Annotated in this window: 16 protein-coding genes; 8 read left to right on the top strand and 8 right to left on the bottom strand. The window is 68.5% G+C overall.

The window, feature by feature from the left end; all coding sequences use genetic code 11:
* Positions 1-168: 168 nt before the first annotated feature.
* The 4 genes from QLH51_RS03005 (at position 169) to QLH51_RS02990 (ending at position 3,556) form a co-directional block, all read left to right on the top strand.
* Positions 169-453 carry a hypothetical protein gene (locus QLH51_RS03005; protein ID WP_125654512.1) on the top strand — a complete coding sequence of 95 codons (285 nt, stop codon included), beginning with the start codon at positions 169-171 and terminating at the stop codon, positions 451-453.
* A gap of 46 nt (positions 454-499) precedes the next feature.
* Positions 500-1,231: a DNA repair protein RecO gene (gene recO / locus QLH51_RS03000; protein WP_125654514.1), complete on the top strand. Its 732-nt coding sequence runs from the start codon at positions 500-502 to the stop codon at positions 1,229-1,231.
* A gap of 63 nt (positions 1,232-1,294) precedes the next feature.
* A complete protein-coding gene (gene leuB, locus QLH51_RS02995; protein WP_125654516.1) occupies positions 1,295-2,338 on the top strand; it encodes a 3-isopropylmalate dehydrogenase in 1,044 nt (347 codons plus the stop codon).
* Between the two features lie 105 nt (positions 2,339-2,443).
* On the top strand, positions 2,444-3,556 hold the full coding sequence (locus QLH51_RS02990) for a glycosyltransferase family 2 protein (protein WP_125654518.1): 1,113 nt from the start codon (positions 2,444-2,446) through the stop codon (positions 3,554-3,556).
* A 178-nt stretch (positions 3,557-3,734) separates the two neighbouring features.
* Here QLH51_RS02990 and QLH51_RS02985 read toward each other — a convergent pair whose 3' ends face one another.
* Positions 3,735-4,967 carry a glycosyltransferase family 39 protein gene (locus QLH51_RS02985; protein ID WP_125654520.1) on the bottom strand — a complete coding sequence of 411 codons (1,233 nt, stop codon included), beginning with the start codon at positions 4,965-4,967 and terminating at the stop codon, positions 3,735-3,737.
* A 110-nt stretch (positions 4,968-5,077) separates the two neighbouring features.
* Between QLH51_RS02985 and QLH51_RS02980 the strand changes: the two genes are divergently transcribed.
* A complete protein-coding gene (locus tag QLH51_RS02980) occupies positions 5,078-6,301 on the top strand; it encodes an SAM-dependent methyltransferase (RefSeq protein WP_125654522.1) in 1,224 nt (407 codons plus the stop codon).
* A 79-nt stretch (positions 6,302-6,380) separates the two neighbouring features.
* Here the strand turns inward: QLH51_RS02980 and QLH51_RS02975 are convergent, their stop codons facing one another.
* From QLH51_RS02975 to QLH51_RS02945, 7 genes are all read right to left on the bottom strand, one after another.
* The gene (locus QLH51_RS02975) at positions 6,381-7,130 is read right to left on the bottom strand and encodes a helix-turn-helix domain-containing protein (RefSeq protein WP_125654524.1); all 750 of its coding nucleotides are present in this window, start codon (positions 7,128-7,130) and stop codon (positions 6,381-6,383) included.
* A 96-nt stretch (positions 7,131-7,226) separates the two neighbouring features.
* On the bottom strand, positions 7,227-7,496 hold the full coding sequence (locus QLH51_RS02970; protein ID WP_125654526.1) for an HPr family phosphocarrier protein: 270 nt from the start codon (positions 7,494-7,496) through the stop codon (positions 7,227-7,229).
* A complete protein-coding gene (locus QLH51_RS02965; protein WP_125654693.1) occupies positions 7,493-7,900 on the bottom strand; it encodes a PTS sugar transporter subunit IIA in 408 nt (135 codons plus the stop codon). Before QLH51_RS02965 ends, QLH51_RS02970 begins: the two co-directional genes overlap by 4 nt.
* Positions 7,901-7,923: 23 nt before the next feature.
* A complete protein-coding gene (gene rapZ, locus QLH51_RS02960; protein ID WP_125654528.1) occupies positions 7,924-8,814 on the bottom strand; it encodes an RNase adapter RapZ in 891 nt (296 codons plus the stop codon).
* Positions 8,814-9,221, bottom strand: a complete 408-nt coding sequence (locus QLH51_RS02955; protein WP_125654530.1) for an HPr kinase/phosphorylase — start codon at positions 9,219-9,221, stop codon at positions 8,814-8,816. The genes rapZ and QLH51_RS02955 overlap by 1 nt, the downstream gene beginning before the upstream one ends.
* Positions 9,218-10,792, bottom strand: a complete 1,575-nt coding sequence (locus tag QLH51_RS02950) for a sensor histidine kinase (RefSeq protein ID WP_125654532.1) — start codon at positions 10,790-10,792, stop codon at positions 9,218-9,220. The genes QLH51_RS02955 and QLH51_RS02950 overlap by 4 nt, the downstream gene beginning before the upstream one ends.
* 165 nt (positions 10,793-10,957) lie before the next feature.
* A complete protein-coding gene (locus tag QLH51_RS02945) occupies positions 10,958-11,668 on the bottom strand; it encodes a response regulator transcription factor (RefSeq protein WP_125654534.1) in 711 nt (236 codons plus the stop codon).
* A 339-nt stretch (positions 11,669-12,007) separates the two neighbouring features.
* Here QLH51_RS02945 and QLH51_RS02940 point away from each other — a divergent pair, with 339 nt between their 5' ends.
* From QLH51_RS02940 to QLH51_RS02930, 3 genes are all read left to right on the top strand, one after another.
* Positions 12,008-13,615, top strand: coding sequence for a phosphoenolpyruvate carboxykinase (locus tag QLH51_RS02940; RefSeq protein WP_125654536.1), 1,608 nt, complete (start codon positions 12,008-12,010; stop codon positions 13,613-13,615).
* 114 nt (positions 13,616-13,729) lie between these two features.
* Complete coding sequence (locus tag QLH51_RS02935) at positions 13,730-13,912, top strand: hypothetical protein (RefSeq protein ID WP_164516053.1); 183 nt, start codon at positions 13,730-13,732, stop codon at positions 13,910-13,912.
* Entirely contained in the window at positions 13,902-14,090 is a 189-nt protein-coding gene (locus QLH51_RS02930; protein ID WP_125654540.1) for a hypothetical protein, read from the top strand. The genes QLH51_RS02935 and QLH51_RS02930 overlap by 11 nt, the downstream gene beginning before the upstream one ends.
* Positions 14,091-14,194: the final 104 nt, after the last annotated feature.

Raw genomic sequence — 14,194 nt, 5'->3', positions numbered from 1 at the left:
CGCCGGCGGGGATCCATACACGCAGCGGTCGAGGATCGATCGCGAACGTTGGCGCATATGGATTCCCGCCTGCGCGGGAATGACGATAGAATTGTCCAGCAGGAAGGCGTTGCCCTTGGGCGAGGCGAACCTCTACGCGAAAGGTATTGATCGGAAAGGATTACGTTGATGATCCGACGCGTGGTGCGCATGGCCGATCGGGAATGGATAAGGGTCGGATGGGTCGGCTCGCAAACCGCGCGCCATCGGTTGCTCGCCTGCATTCCGCTGATCCTGCTCGGTCTGTCGGCGCTAGCGATCGAGTCGATCGACTATGACGGGGCTGGACTGTTGATACTGACGGGGGTCGTACTGAGCGTTTGTGCGACGCTGGCATTCGAATGGCGGCGGATGGCGGCATTGGGGAATGCAAGGCGGTCGGAACGGGTGTTTCGCGCAAGCAAACGTACATGATCGATTGCGGTTACCTCCGTTTGCGATCCCCTGCTAAACCCACCCCATGCACCTGACCACTACCGCGATCCTGCTCTCCGCGCGTCCGCACGGCGAGCATGGCGCGATCGTGCGGGCGCTGACCGAACACGCCGGCGTCCAGCCCGGTTATGTCCGCGGCGGGCGGAGTCGGGCGATCCGGCCGATCCTGCAACCCGGCAACCTGATCCGCGGCGACTGGCGGGCGCGGACCGATACGCAGTTGGCGGCGCTGACCGTCGAGCTGATCGACAGCCGTGCGCCGCTGTTCGCCGAGCCGCTGGCCGCCGCCGCGATCGACTGGATGTGCGCGCTCACAGCCTATGCGCTGCCCGAGGCGCAGCCCTATCCCCGCATCCATGCCGCGCTCGACGGACTGCTGGCGGCGATCGCGGCGGCGCCGGGCGCGCGCGACTGGGTCGGCGGGCTGGTGCGCACCGAATTGCTGATCCTGTCCGAACTGGGTTTCGGCCTGTCGCTCGACGAATGTGTCGCGACCGGTGTGGGCGAAGACCTGACCCATGTCAGCCCCAAGAGCGGCGGCGCGGTGTCGCGCGCGGCGGCGACCGGGCTCGAACACCGGCTGTTGCCGCTGCCCGCCTTCCTGACCACGGGCGGACCGGCAAGCTGGGACGCGGCGTTCGACGGGCTGGCGCTGTCGGGGCATTTCCTGTCGCGCGACCTGCTGGGGTTGCGCGGGCAGGACGTGCTGGCCGCGCGCACCCGGCTGGTCGAGCGATTGAAAAGGACGGTTGCGTGACCCGCCCGCCATGGGGCAGGAGCGCAACCGCGCAATCTTCGTGCGCGAACCATGGATGATATGATGGCTTTGATCGCGATATTGCCCGGCGACGGGATCGGACCGGAAGTGGTGGCGGCGGCGCGGCAGGTGCTGGATGCGCTGGACCTCGGCCTGACGTTCGAGGAAGCGCCGGTCGGCGGTGCCGCCTATCGCGCGCACGGCCATCCGCTGCCGCCCGCGACGCTCGATCTGGCGCAGCGTGCCGATGCAGTGCTGTTCGGTGCGGTCGGCGATCCCGAATTCGACAATGTCGCGCGCGGGCATCGCCCCGAACAGGCGATTCTCGGCCTGCGCAAGGCATTGGGCCTGTTCGCCAATCTGCGCCCGGCCAAGCTGTTCGCCGGGCTGGAGGACGCCTCGGCGCTGCGCCCCGAAGTCGCCGCCGCGATCGACATGGTGATCGTGCGCGAACTGACCGGCGACGTGTATTTCGGCGACAAGGGCCGCGGCACGACCGCCGACGGCCTGCGCGAGGGCCACGACCTGATGCGCTATGACGAGGCCGAGGTCGCGCGCATCGCCCGCGTCGCGTTCGAGACCGCCCGGACCCGCAACCACAAGCTGTGTTCGGTCGACAAGGCGAACGTGCTCGAAACGTCGCAGCTGTGGCGCGACGTGGTGATCGAGGTGTCGGCCGACTATCCCGACGTCGCGCTGACCCACATGTATGTCGACAATGCCGCGATGCAGCTGGTGCGCAACCCCGGCCAGTTCGACGTGATCGTCACCGGCAACCTGTTCGGCGACATATTGTCGGATCAGGCGAGCATGTGCGCCGGATCGATCGGCATGTTGCCTTCCGCCGCGATCAATCAGGACAGGAAGGGCCTGTACGAACCGATCCATGGTTCGGCCCCCGATATCGCGGGGCAGGGCAAGGCGAACCCGCTGGCGACGATCCTGTCGGCGGCGATGATGCTGCGCCACTCGCTGGGACAGGCCGACGCCGCCGACCGGATCGAGGCGGCGGTGACGGCGGCGCTGGTCGCCGGCCATCGCACCCCTGATCTGGGCGGCACAGCGACGACGCAGGACATGACGAACGCGGTGCTGGCGGCATTGTGATCCGCATGCGCTACCGTATCCCCGCGCAGGCGGGGATCCAGGGCCACGAACGACATCGCCTGCGGCACTGGACCCCGGCCTGCGCGGGGGTACGGTAGCGCGGACATGACTCCCCTCGAGCTCGCCATCGTCGTCCCCGTCTTTAACGAGCGCGGCAACGTGCCGCTCCTCGTCGCCGCGCTCGATGCGGCGTTGGCGGGCATTGCGTGGGAGGCGATCTTCGTCGACGACGACAGCCCCGACGGCACCGCCGACGTGGTGCGGGCGGTCGCCCGCCACGACCCGCGCATCCGCGTGCTCCACCGCATCGGCCGGCGCGGGCTGTCGACCGCCTGTATCGAGGGGATGTGCGCCACCGCCGCACCGCTCGTCGCGGTGATCGACGGCGATTTGCAGCATGACGAGGCGCTGTTGCCGCAGATGGCGGCGGCGCTGGTCGCCGACCCGAGCCTCGACCTCGTGATCGGATCGCGCTTCGTCGCGGGCGGCGGGACCGGCGCATGGGATGCCGATCGCGTCGCCAAGTCGGCACTCGCCACCCGCCTGTCGCGCCGCGTGCTGAAGGCCGATCTGTCCGACCCGATGAGCGGGTTCTTCATGATCCGGGGCGAAGCGGTGCGCGGCGTCGTGCCGCGACTGTCGGGGATCGGGTTCAAGATCCTGCTCGACATCCTCACCGCCGCGCCGCAGCCGCTGAAGTTCGTCGAGCTCCCCTATGTCTTCCGTACCCGCGCGGTGGGGGAGAGCAAGCTCGACCATGTCGTGGCGCTCGAATATCTCATCGCGCTGTACGACCGGATGTTCGGGCGGGTGGTGCCGGTGCGCTTCGTCATGTTCTCCGCGATCGGCGCGGCGGGGGCGATCGTGCATCTGCTGGCGCTGGGTGCCTGCCTCGAACTCGGCGCCGGCTTCATCGCGGCGACGATCGTCGCGACGGTGGCGGCGATGACGTTCAACTTCTTCCTCAACAACCTGCTGACCTATCGCGACCGGCGGCTGCGGGGCGCGCGGGCGCTGGTGGACGGCTGGGTGTCGTTCTGCGCGGTGTGCTCGGTCGGGGCGGTCGCCAATGTCGGCGTCGCGGCGTTCCTGTACGACGTGCGCGGCGGGGCATGGGCGCTCCCCGCGCTCGCCGGCATTGCGGTCGGCGCGGTGTGGAATTTCGCGCTGTCGTCGCGGTTTACGTGGGGGCGGTACGGGCGGAAGCGGGCGGCTTAGCTTCACGCGGAGGCGCGGACGGCGCGGAGCGGTTGCGATCGGGAGACGTCACCTTTCTGCCCATAGCGGTCAAGAGACGCTGTCGCGGCAGTCGCAACCCCTCTGCGTCCTCTGCGCCTCTGCGCGAAAATCCTGCTCTTCTCCGCGTCTTCGCGCCTTCGCGTGAACCCGAATCCTTCTACCGCCAGCTATCGAACCACATCCACCGATTGAACGCCTGCGGCCCGTCCAGCGGCGCGGCGGAGATGATCGGGTAGAAATATACGAACAGCAGCAGCGCGACCAACGCGAACCCCTCGTCCGCCCGCGCCAGCCGCCCGCGGCCCCATGCGTGGAACGCCCCGGCCAGCGCCATGCACAGCCACAGGCTCGACAGATGATAGTAATAATAGAATCCCAGCGACTTGGGGATCACCGCCCACACCGCCAGCGATCCGATCCACAGCAACGCGATGCCGGTCAGTGCCGGCACCCGTCGCCGCAGCCCCGCCCACAGGCACGCCCATACCGCGACCAGCCCGCCCCACATGATCGCCGGATTGCCCAGCAGCAGCACCCCGCGCTGCACACCATGGTCGGGTTCGTAGAAATACCAGATCGGCCGCACCAGCAGCGGCCAGCTCCACCAGCTCGACTGATAGGGGTGGGCTGCAAGGATCTGCGTCTGCCGCTCGTACATCTCGCGCTGGAACGGGACCAGCCGCGCCAGCGTCAGCGGGTCCTGCGCATAGAAGAAGGCGGGGGCGAAGGTCGCGAAATAGGTCGCGATGCTGACGCACCCGAACAGCGCCAGCGCCGGGAACAGCGCCAGCCCCGGCCAGTAGTCGCGTCCGTCGCTCTTGCCCCACACCAGCAGCAGCCCCGCGCCCGCGACATAGGGCACCGCCGCCCATTTCACCCCGACCGCCAGCCCGAACAGCACCGCCGACAGCGTCAGGCGCAGCGCCGGGCGACCGCGCATCGACCACAACAGCGCGGCGATGCCCAATGTGACGAACGCGCCCAGATACACTTCCAGCATCGCGGTGCGCGCCTCGACCAGCAACGTCTGGTTGAGCACCGCCAGCGCCGCGCCGAACGCCGACACATGCGTCCGCCGGAACAGCAATTGCAGGCACGCGAACACCCCCAGCACCGTCGCGGTCCCGGCCAGCGTCCCCATGATCCGCCAGCCCCACGGATTGTCGCCGAACAGCGCGATGCCCGCCGCGATGAACGCCTTCGCCACCAGCGGATGTTCGGTATTGACCGGATAGGCCAGCGCCAGCAGCGTCCGCGCGGCGGGCACGTAATGCACCTCGTCGAACGACAGCTTCCCCGGCCGGCCGAGCCCCCAGGTAAAGAGCAACTGCGCCACGCACGCGATCAGCAGGGCGGTGGTCCACGGGCGATCGCGCAGGCGGGAGAGCATGGGCCGGGGGTGTAGCGGATCATCGCGTCCGTGCAATCCTCCCCGGCAAGGACAGGATTGCGTGCCACCCGCCCATCACTTGCCACAATCCGTCCGTATCGGACCGGGCCATGGCTCTGATCGACACGTTTCTCGCGCGTACCGTCCGCCGCGGTACGCTAACCCTGACCCATGCCGATGGCCGGACCGTCACTTTCGGCACCCCCGACCCCGCCTTTCGCGACGTCGCGATCCGCTTCACCAAGGCCGGCGTCGCGGGTCGCATCGTCCGCCATCCGGCGCTGGGCGCGGCGGAGGCGTTCATGGACGGCGAGCTCGTGATCGACCGGGGCGACATCCGCGACCTCGTCGAGCTGCTGACCGGCAATACGCCATGGGGGCGGGGCAGTTCGCTCCGGCCTTCGCTGCCGATCCGCCTGTTCGACGCGATCCGCCACCGCATCGACCGCGTCAACATGGCCCGCCGGTCGAAGCGCAACGTCGCGCATCACTACGACCTGTCCGACCGGCTCTACGCGCTCTTCCTCGACACCGACCTGCAATATAGCTGCGCCTATTTCACCGATCCCGCGGGCGCCCTCGAACAGGCTCAGGCGGACAAGAAGGCGCATATCGCCGCCAAGCTCGCGCTGAAGCCCGGCATGCGGGTGCTCGACATCGGCTGCGGCTGGGGCGGCATGGCGCTGTACCTGCACGAAAAGACCGGTGCCGAGGTGCTGGGCGTCACCCTGTCCGAGGAACAGATCAAGGTCGCCCGCCGCCGCGCGGAGGAAGCCGGCGTGTCCGACAAGGTGAAGTTCGAACTGATCGACTATCGCCACGTCACCGGCCGGTTCGACCGGATCGTGTCGGTCGGCATGTTCGAACATGTCGGGCCGGCGCATTACGGCGCGTTCTTCCGCAAATGCCGGGAATTGTTGAGCGACGACGGTGTGATGCTGCTGCACACCATCGGCCGGATGGGCGTGCCCGGCGTCACCGACACCTTCACGACGAAATACATCTTCCCCGGCGGCTACAACCCGGCGCTGTCGGAGATCGTGCGCGGCTATGAAGGCACCAAGCTGATCGCGACCGATATCGAGGTGCTGCGCGTCCATTACGCGCTGACCATCGACCGGTGGTATGAGCGGACGGTGGCGGCGAAGGACCAGATCGTCGCGCTGTACGACGAACCCTTCTACCGCATGTGGACCTTCTACCTCGCGGGCGCCGCCGCGGCGTTCCGCCATGGCGGCATGGTCAACTACCAAGTCCAGCTCAGCCGCAACCGCCTGACCCTGCCGCTGACCCGCGATTACATGGTGGAGGAGGAACGCCGGCTGCGGGGGTGACCGGCGATCGGCGCCCCCAGCCGCCCCGCCATACCGCCGCCTTCGCGGGGGGTATGGCGGGCGACGTCCGGACCGGATGCTACTCGATCGTCACCCCGACGACCTTCCAGTCGCCGCCTTCCTGATCCAGCGTCACCGTCTCCACCTTCTCGCCGCCGGTCGCGAAGCGGGTGCGGAACTTTAGCATTTCGACGCCGGCGGGCGGGACGGGGATGTTCTCCTGCCCCAGCAAGGTGCGCGACACGACCGCGCCCAGCGGCGGACGCACGCGCTGCGACACCTCGGTCCAGACCTGTTCGCTGTTCAGCTTGCGGAACGCCGTGCCGAACCGGGCATAGCTGTCGGTCCAGCGCCCGGCATCGACCAGTTCCAGAAACCGGCGCGCCGCTTCCGCAGCGGGGGTAGCCGGGGCGGTCGTCGGCGGGGGCGGGGCCTGTACCGTAGCGGGCAGCAGGGTCAGCGCGAGCAGGCCGAGGGCGAAGGTCATGAGCATCACTCCGATCAGAACGGGCAAACGGCGACGTGCCGGTGCCGCGCCGGTCACCGGCGCCCGTTCCTGATCGTTCGCCGCGCGGCCCGCGTCGTCCCCGAACCTTGTGTCCCCCGAATTTTCGGGGGCCTCTGCATCCAGCAGCAGTCGCGCCGCCTCGCGACTGCTCGACACCGCCAGCTTGCGCCGCGCATCGCGCAACCGTTCGTTGATCGTGTGTACCGACAGCCCCAGCGTCACCGCCACCGACTTCGCATCATGCCCGCGCACGATCAGCCGCAGCGTCTGCTTTTCCTTTTCGGTCAGGGCGTCGAGGGCCGCTTTGCTCGGCAGGGTCATGGCTTCGGGCCTATGGCCGGGCGGGGAGTGCGGCCACCCCTAAAAATTTGTGACGGGAAAGGCCGTGTCCAGAAAGCCCACGGTCGCCTCCCCCCTTCAATCCTCGCCGAACCGATCCTCGACCAGCTGGCACAGCTGCCCCACCACCGCTTCCGCGCCATCGCCCGACGCGCTGATCGTGATATGGTCGCCCTTCGCGGCGCCCAGCATCATCAGTCCCATGATCGACGTGCCGGTGACGCGCGATCCGTCCTTTTCGACGTTCACCTCGATCGGCTGCCCGGCGGCCATCGTCACGAACTTGGCCGAGGCGCGCGCATGCAGCCCGCGGCGGTTGGTGATCTGGACGGTGCGCGTGACGGTCATGCCGCCGCCTCGCCCAGCACTTCGGACGCGACCGAGATATATTTGCGCCCCGCCTCGCGCGCGGCGGCCACCGCCTCGGCGACCTTCATCGCCTTGCGCGCGCCGCCCAGCCGGATCAGCATCGGCAGGTTGATGCCCGCGATGACCTCCACCCGGCCGGTCTCCATCAGCGAGATGGCGAGGTTGCTGGGCGTGCCGCCGAACAGGTCGGTCAGCACGATCACGCCCTGTCCGGTATCGACCGCGGCGATCGCCTTGGCGATGTCGGCGCGGCGTTCCTCCATATCGTCCTCGGGGCCGATGCACACCGTCTCGATCCGCTCCTGCGGACCCACGACATGCTCCATCGCCACGACGAACTCCTCGGCAAGACGGCCGTGCGTCACCAATACCAAGCCGATCATGTTCGTCGTCGTTCCCACATCCGTCATGGCGCCTGCCGTGCGCCTTCGAGCGAATCCTGCGGCGCGGAGCCGAGGTCGCGATGGTGTATCGTGGGCGAAAATCCGTTCCCGCGCAACCATGCCCCCATCCGCTCCGCGACATGGACCGAGCGGTGGCGCCCGCCGGTACAGCCGAACGCGATGGTGACATAGGATTTGCCCTCCGCCTGATAGCGGGGCAGCAGCGTCAGCAGCATCGTCTCGAACGATGCGATCGCCGCGTCGTAGGCGGGATCCGCCCGGACATAGGCGGCGACGTCGGCGTCGAGGCCGGTGCCCGGGCGCAGCACCGGGTCCCAGTGCGGATTGCGCAGGAACCGCATGTCGAGCACGATATCGGCGTTGCGCGGCACGCCGCGCGCGAACCCGAACGACAGCACCGACAGCACCGGCTCGCTGCTGCCCGGTTCGGCGAAGGTGTCGCGCGTCCATTGCGCCAGGTCGGCGCGCGAGAAATTGGTGGTGTCTAGCAGCCGGTTGGCGAAGGCGCGCAGCGGCTCCAGCACCTCGCGCTCGCTCTCGATCCCGTCGGCGGCGGTCCGGTCGAGCGCCAGCGGATGGCGCCGCCGCGTCTCGTTGTAGCGGCGCTCCAGCTCGGCCTGGCTGCTGTCGAGGAACAGCACGCTGACCCCGAAATCGGGCCGGGCGCGGATCGCCGCGACGATCTGTTCGGCGTCGAAGTCGCGGGTGCGCGTGCCGATGCCCACCGCGAGCGGCCGTTCGGCATCGGCGGGGGTCGCGGCGATCAACTGGCCGAGCAGGCGCAGCGGCAGGTTGTCGACGATGTCCCAGCCGCTGTCCTCCAGCGTCTTGAGCACCGTCGACTTGCCCGCGCCGGACATGCCGGTGACGAGCAGGATATGGGCGTGCTGCATTATCGTGCGATCCCGTCGAGCATGAGGCGGATTCGCGCCGGCGCCGATGCCTCGAGCAGCGACAGCGTATAGGCGGGCAGGGCGATGCCCGCGATCGAGTGCGTGGCCGGCTCGGGCATCCGCCCGGGTGTTCCCGCCTCGACCCACAGCGCCACGGGAACGTCGCGGCTGAACGGACGCTCGACGATGCCGATCCCGCGCACCTCGATCCGCCCGGCGATGTTGTCGGGCGGCGTCGCGTGGAGCGTGCCGTCACGGGCCGCGACGATCGTATAGTCGTCGCTGACCAGCATCGCCCCGTCGTCGATCAGCCGCAGCGTCAGGTCCGACTTGCCCGATCCGGACGGCCCGGCGATCAGCACGCCGCGCCCGTCGATCGCGACGCAGCACGCATGGATCGCGCTCACGCGCCGGCCACCGGCAGCTGCACGACGAAGCGCGCGCCTTCGCGGTGGTCCCTGCGTGATTCGGCGGCGATCATACCGCCATGCCCTTCGACGATGGTCCGGGCGATGGCAAGGCCAAGGCCCGAATGCCGTCCGAACGCCTCGTCGCCCGGCCGCACCGAATGGAAGCGACGGAACACCGCCTCGCGCTGTTCGGGGGGCACGCCGGGGCCGTCGTCGACCACCTCGACCTCGACCAGGTCGCCGTCGTTGGTCCCGGCGATCCGCACCGTGCCGCCGGGTGGCGAGAACGAGACGGCGTTGTCGATCAGGTTGGCGAACACCCGTTCCAGCCGCGCCCCCTCGCCATGGACCACCAGCACCTCGTCATGGTCGAACGTCAGCGTGACGTCCCGGGCGATCCCGCGATCGGTGCGATAGTCGACCAGCGCGGCGATCAGCGCGCCCAGGTCGACGGCCTCGAACTTCGCCCGCGCCAGCTGCGCATCGAGCCGCGACGCGTCGGAAATGTCGGTGATAAGCCGGTCGAGCCGGTGGACATCGTCCTGCACGATCGCCAGCAACTGCGCGCGCAGGTCCGGGTCCTGCACCGCGCCGAGGCCGTCGACCGCCGATCGCAGCGACGCCAGCGGGTTCTTCAGTTCGTGCGTGACGTCGGCGGCGAATGCCTCGGTCGCGTCGATCCGGCTGCGCAGCGCGCCGGTCATGTCCGACAGCGCGCGCGCCAGCATCCCGATCTCGTCGCGGCGGCTGGGCAGGCGCGGCACCACGACTTCGCGGTCGCGGCCCAGCCGCACCCGGATCGCGGCGCGCGCCAGCATCCGCATCGGCCGCACGATGGTGCGCGCAAGGAACAGCGACAGCAGCACCGACAGCAGCACCGCGACGCCGAGGACGAGGCTGAGGCGCGCGCGCTCGGTCCGCACCGTCTGCGTGATGTCGCGGGCGTTGACCGTCGCCATCAGCACCCGGTCCTCGGGCAGCGGCGCGGCGGCGGTGACCACCGGCGTCCGGTCGGGCGCGCGCCACACGCTGGCCGCGGTGCCGCCGGTGGTGCGCACCGTCACCACGTCGGGCCAGCGCAGGCCGCGCCCCGGCGCGCGTTCGCGGTACAGCGGGTCGCGTTCGTTGCCGACCACCGTGTCGATCCCGGCGTCCAGCGCGCGGGCGGCATCCTGTTGCCATCCGTCCTTGTCGGGATCGACCAGCTGGAAATTGCGTACCCCCAGCGCCCGGCTGTCGGCGACCAGCCGCCCGCGCCGGTCGTAGATGCGCAACCGCAGCCCCGACTTGCGCGCGAAATTGACCATTTCGTCGGTGCGGTCGTCGGGCGGCATCAGCGACAGCGCCTCGGCGATCAGCCGCACCTCGCGCTCCGCCTGCGCCACCCGCCCGTCGACGATCCGCGCGCGATAGCTGTCGAGATAGAAGAACCCGCCCGCCAGCAGCGCCAGCGCGAAGATGTTCACGAACAGGATGCGCGGCGTCAGCGACACGCGGCCGGACCAGCGCAGCGACAGCGCGCCTTCGTCCGCGGGCGGCGCGTCGTCGGGGAGTTCAGGGGCAGGCATCAGCGCTGGGCCCTTCCGGCGCGCAACATCCGTTCGTCCTGAGTAGCCATTGAGCTTGTCGAAAGGGCGTATCGAAGGACTGTCCGGCGGCAAGTGCTTCGATACGGGTCTTCGACAAGCTCAGCCCCTACTCAGCACGAACGGTTGGATTCTGGAAACATAGACCTATTCGTCCGCGAACCGATACCCTGCGCCATACAGCGTCTCGATCGCGTCGAATTCGCGGTCGACCTGCCGGAATTTCCGCCGCAACCGCTTGATATGGCTGTCGATCGTCCGGTCGTCGACATAGATGTCGTCCTGATAGGCGGCGTCCATCAACTGGTTGCGCGTCTTGACGATGCCCGGGCGGCTGGCCAGCGTCTCGAGGATCAGGAACTCGGTGACGGTCAGCACGACGTTCTCGCCGTTCCACGTCACCTTGTGCCGCGCCGGGTCCATCGCCAGCCGCCCGCGCTCCAGCACCGCCTGGGCCGCGGCTTCGCTGCCACCGGGCTCGCCCGCCTGCGCCGGTTCGGCCCGGCGCAGGATGGCGCGGATGCGCGCGATCAGCAGCCGTTGCGAGAACGGCTTGGCGATATAGTCGTCGGCGCCCATCGCCAGCCCCAGCGCCTCGTCCAGCTCGTCGTCCTTGCTGGTCAGGAAGATCACCGGCAACCGGCTCCGCTCGCGCAGGCGGCGCAGCAGTTCGAGCCCGTCCATGCGCGGCATCTTGATGTCGAGCACGGCCAGGTCGGGCGGGTTCTCGGCAAAGGCCTTCAACGCGACCTCGCCGTCCGAATAGACCCGCGTCACGAACCCCTCGGTCTGCAACGCGATCGAGACGGAGGTCAGGATGTTGCGGTCGTCGTCGACCAGCGCGATCGTGGCGGTCATGGGCGGAAATCCGTGTGCATCACGTCCGACGGTTACGGGAAAGGGGCGTCCCGCTCAATGCCCTGCGCCCGGGCGTGGGGGACATTCATTCTTTGGGCTGAACCTCCGCCCGACGGTCATTCCGGATCAGGACCGGGGCGACGGGAAGGGTAACGAGCGCATCCCTCGTCTCATATATATCATATAATTCGTTCGCTAACCCATTGGGCGCGCCCGCAAAACGTGCCGATGATATTGTTGTTTAACGTGTTTGACGGACTGCCTCGTCGCGCTTACAGCAACGGGAAATCGCGGGACGGGACTACCGTTCGCGAGTCGAGACCCGAGGGAGAACACAGCATGGCGATCGTGACGCCCGAACATGGCCTGTCGGCAATGGGGATCGAAACCCATGCCGACGTCCACTGGAACCTGCGCACGCCGCAGCTGGTCGAGGCGGCGGTCGCGCGCGGCGAGGGGCGTCTGGCGAAGGACGGCCCGCTGGTCGTCACCACCGGTCGCCACACCGGCCGCAGCCCGCAGGACAAGTTCATGGTCCGCGATGCCGTGACCGAGGATACGGTGTGGTGGGGGAAGACCAACCGGGCGATGACCCCGGAGCATTTCGCGACGCTCAAGGCGGATTTCCTCGCCGAGCTGGTCAACGAACCGACGCTGTTCGTGCAGGACTTGTTCGGCGGGTCGCAGCCCGAACACCGGGTGAAGGTGCGCGTCATCAACACGCTGGCATGGCACAACCTGTTCATCCGCACGATGCTGGTCCGGCCGGGGGATGGCGATCTGGCGGGCTTCGTTCCCGACTTCACGATCATCGACCTGCCCAATTTCCACGCCGATCCGACACGCCACGGCTGCCGCAGCGAAACCGTGATCGCCGTCAGCCTGACCGAGAAGCTGATCCTGATCGGCGGCACGCAATATGCCGGCGAGATGAAGAAGTCAGTGTTCGGACTGCTGAACTTCCTGCTGCCCGAAACCGGCACGATGCCGATGCACTGTTCGGCCAATATCGGGCCGAACGGCGATACCGCCGTGTTCTTCGGGCTGTCGGGCACCGGCAAGACGACGCTGTCGGCCGATGCCAGCCGCACGCTGATCGGCGACGACGAACATGGCTGGTCCGACACCGCGGTCTTCAATTTCGAAGGCGGCTGCTATGCCAAGATGATCCGCCTGTCGGCCGAGGCCGAACCGGAAATCTTCGCGACGACCAGGCGCTTCGGCACCGTTCTCGAAAACGTGGTGATGGACGCCGACACCCGTGCGCTCGATCTCGACGATCCGAGCATCGCCGAGAATTCGCGCGCCGCCTATCCGATCGAGTTCATTCCCAATGCGTCGGCCGACAATATGGGGCCGACCCCCAGCAACGTGGTGATGCTGACCGCCGACGCGTTCGGCATCCTGCCGCCGATCGCGCGGCTGACCCCCGATCAGGCGATGTATCATTTCCTGTCGGGCTACACGTCGAAGGTCGCGGGGACCGAGATCGGCGTGACCGAGCCCGAGCCGGTCTTCTCGACCTGTTTCGGCGCGCCGTTCATGCCGCGCCACCCCTCGGTCTACGGCAACCTGCTGAAAGAGCGGATCGCGAAGGGTAATGTCGATTGCTGGCTGGTCAACACCGGCTGGACCGGCGGCCAGTATGGCGAGGGGCGCCGCATGCCGATCAAGGCGACGCGCGCGCTGCTCGCCGCCGCGTTGGACGGGTCGCTGTCCGACGGAGAATTCCGCACCGATCCCAATTTCGGGTTCGAGGTGCCGGTGTCGGTGCCGGGCGTCGATGCCGCGATCCTCGACCCGCGCAGCACCTGGGCCGACGGTGCCGCCTATGACCGCACCGCCGCAAAGCTGGTCGACCTGTTCAACGCCAATTTCGCGCAGTTCGCCGATGCGGTCGACGCCGGCGTCCGCGCCGCCGCGCCTAGGACGCGCGAACTGGCTTGAGGGTAGGAGAGGAGCGCCCCCGCCACGCAAGCGGGGGCGCCGTTTCCGCCGGAGCCTTCTCCGCCGCTCCGGCGTTTCCGCGTCATGCCCCGCGATCCTGCCCATCCGCCCGCCGTGCAGCAAGCCGCGCTGACGCTGCGCGCCGGTCGCAGGCTGCGCGTGAAGGCAGAAGTCGGCGTTACGCCCGCCGGCCTGCTCTCGATCGGCGCGCTGGTATCGGCGATCCTGTTGTCGAGCGCCGCGATCGCCGTCGCCGCCCGCACGCCGCGGGACCGCAGGGGCCGCGATGTTCCTTGATTCCGGCGCGTGGCCGCCGCCCCCCGACGGCTACGAACCGCCGCGCCCGCCCGCGCGCCTGACCCGGCCGCAGGAACGCGTGATGCTCGGCAGCATCGGCCTGTTCCTGCTGGTGATGTTCATCGGCCCGCTCGCCGGATCGTCGGTGATCGCCGCGCTGGCCGCGCTGTTTTCGTGAACGTCGGCAGGAAGAAGAAACAGGGGTTCACGCGGAGGCGCGGAGACGCGGAGGAGTTTCGTCCGGCGCTGACGGTCCGCGAACGGGAGACGGCTTCCTCGGTT

It is taken from the genome of Sphingomonas sp. 2R-10 (assembly GCF_030062225.1).
GTDB lineage: Bacteria > Pseudomonadota > Alphaproteobacteria > Sphingomonadales > Sphingomonadaceae > Sphingomonas.
The sequence above is the reverse complement of the archived record's forward strand: the minus strand, read 5'-3'. Positions and strand labels throughout refer to the sequence as shown.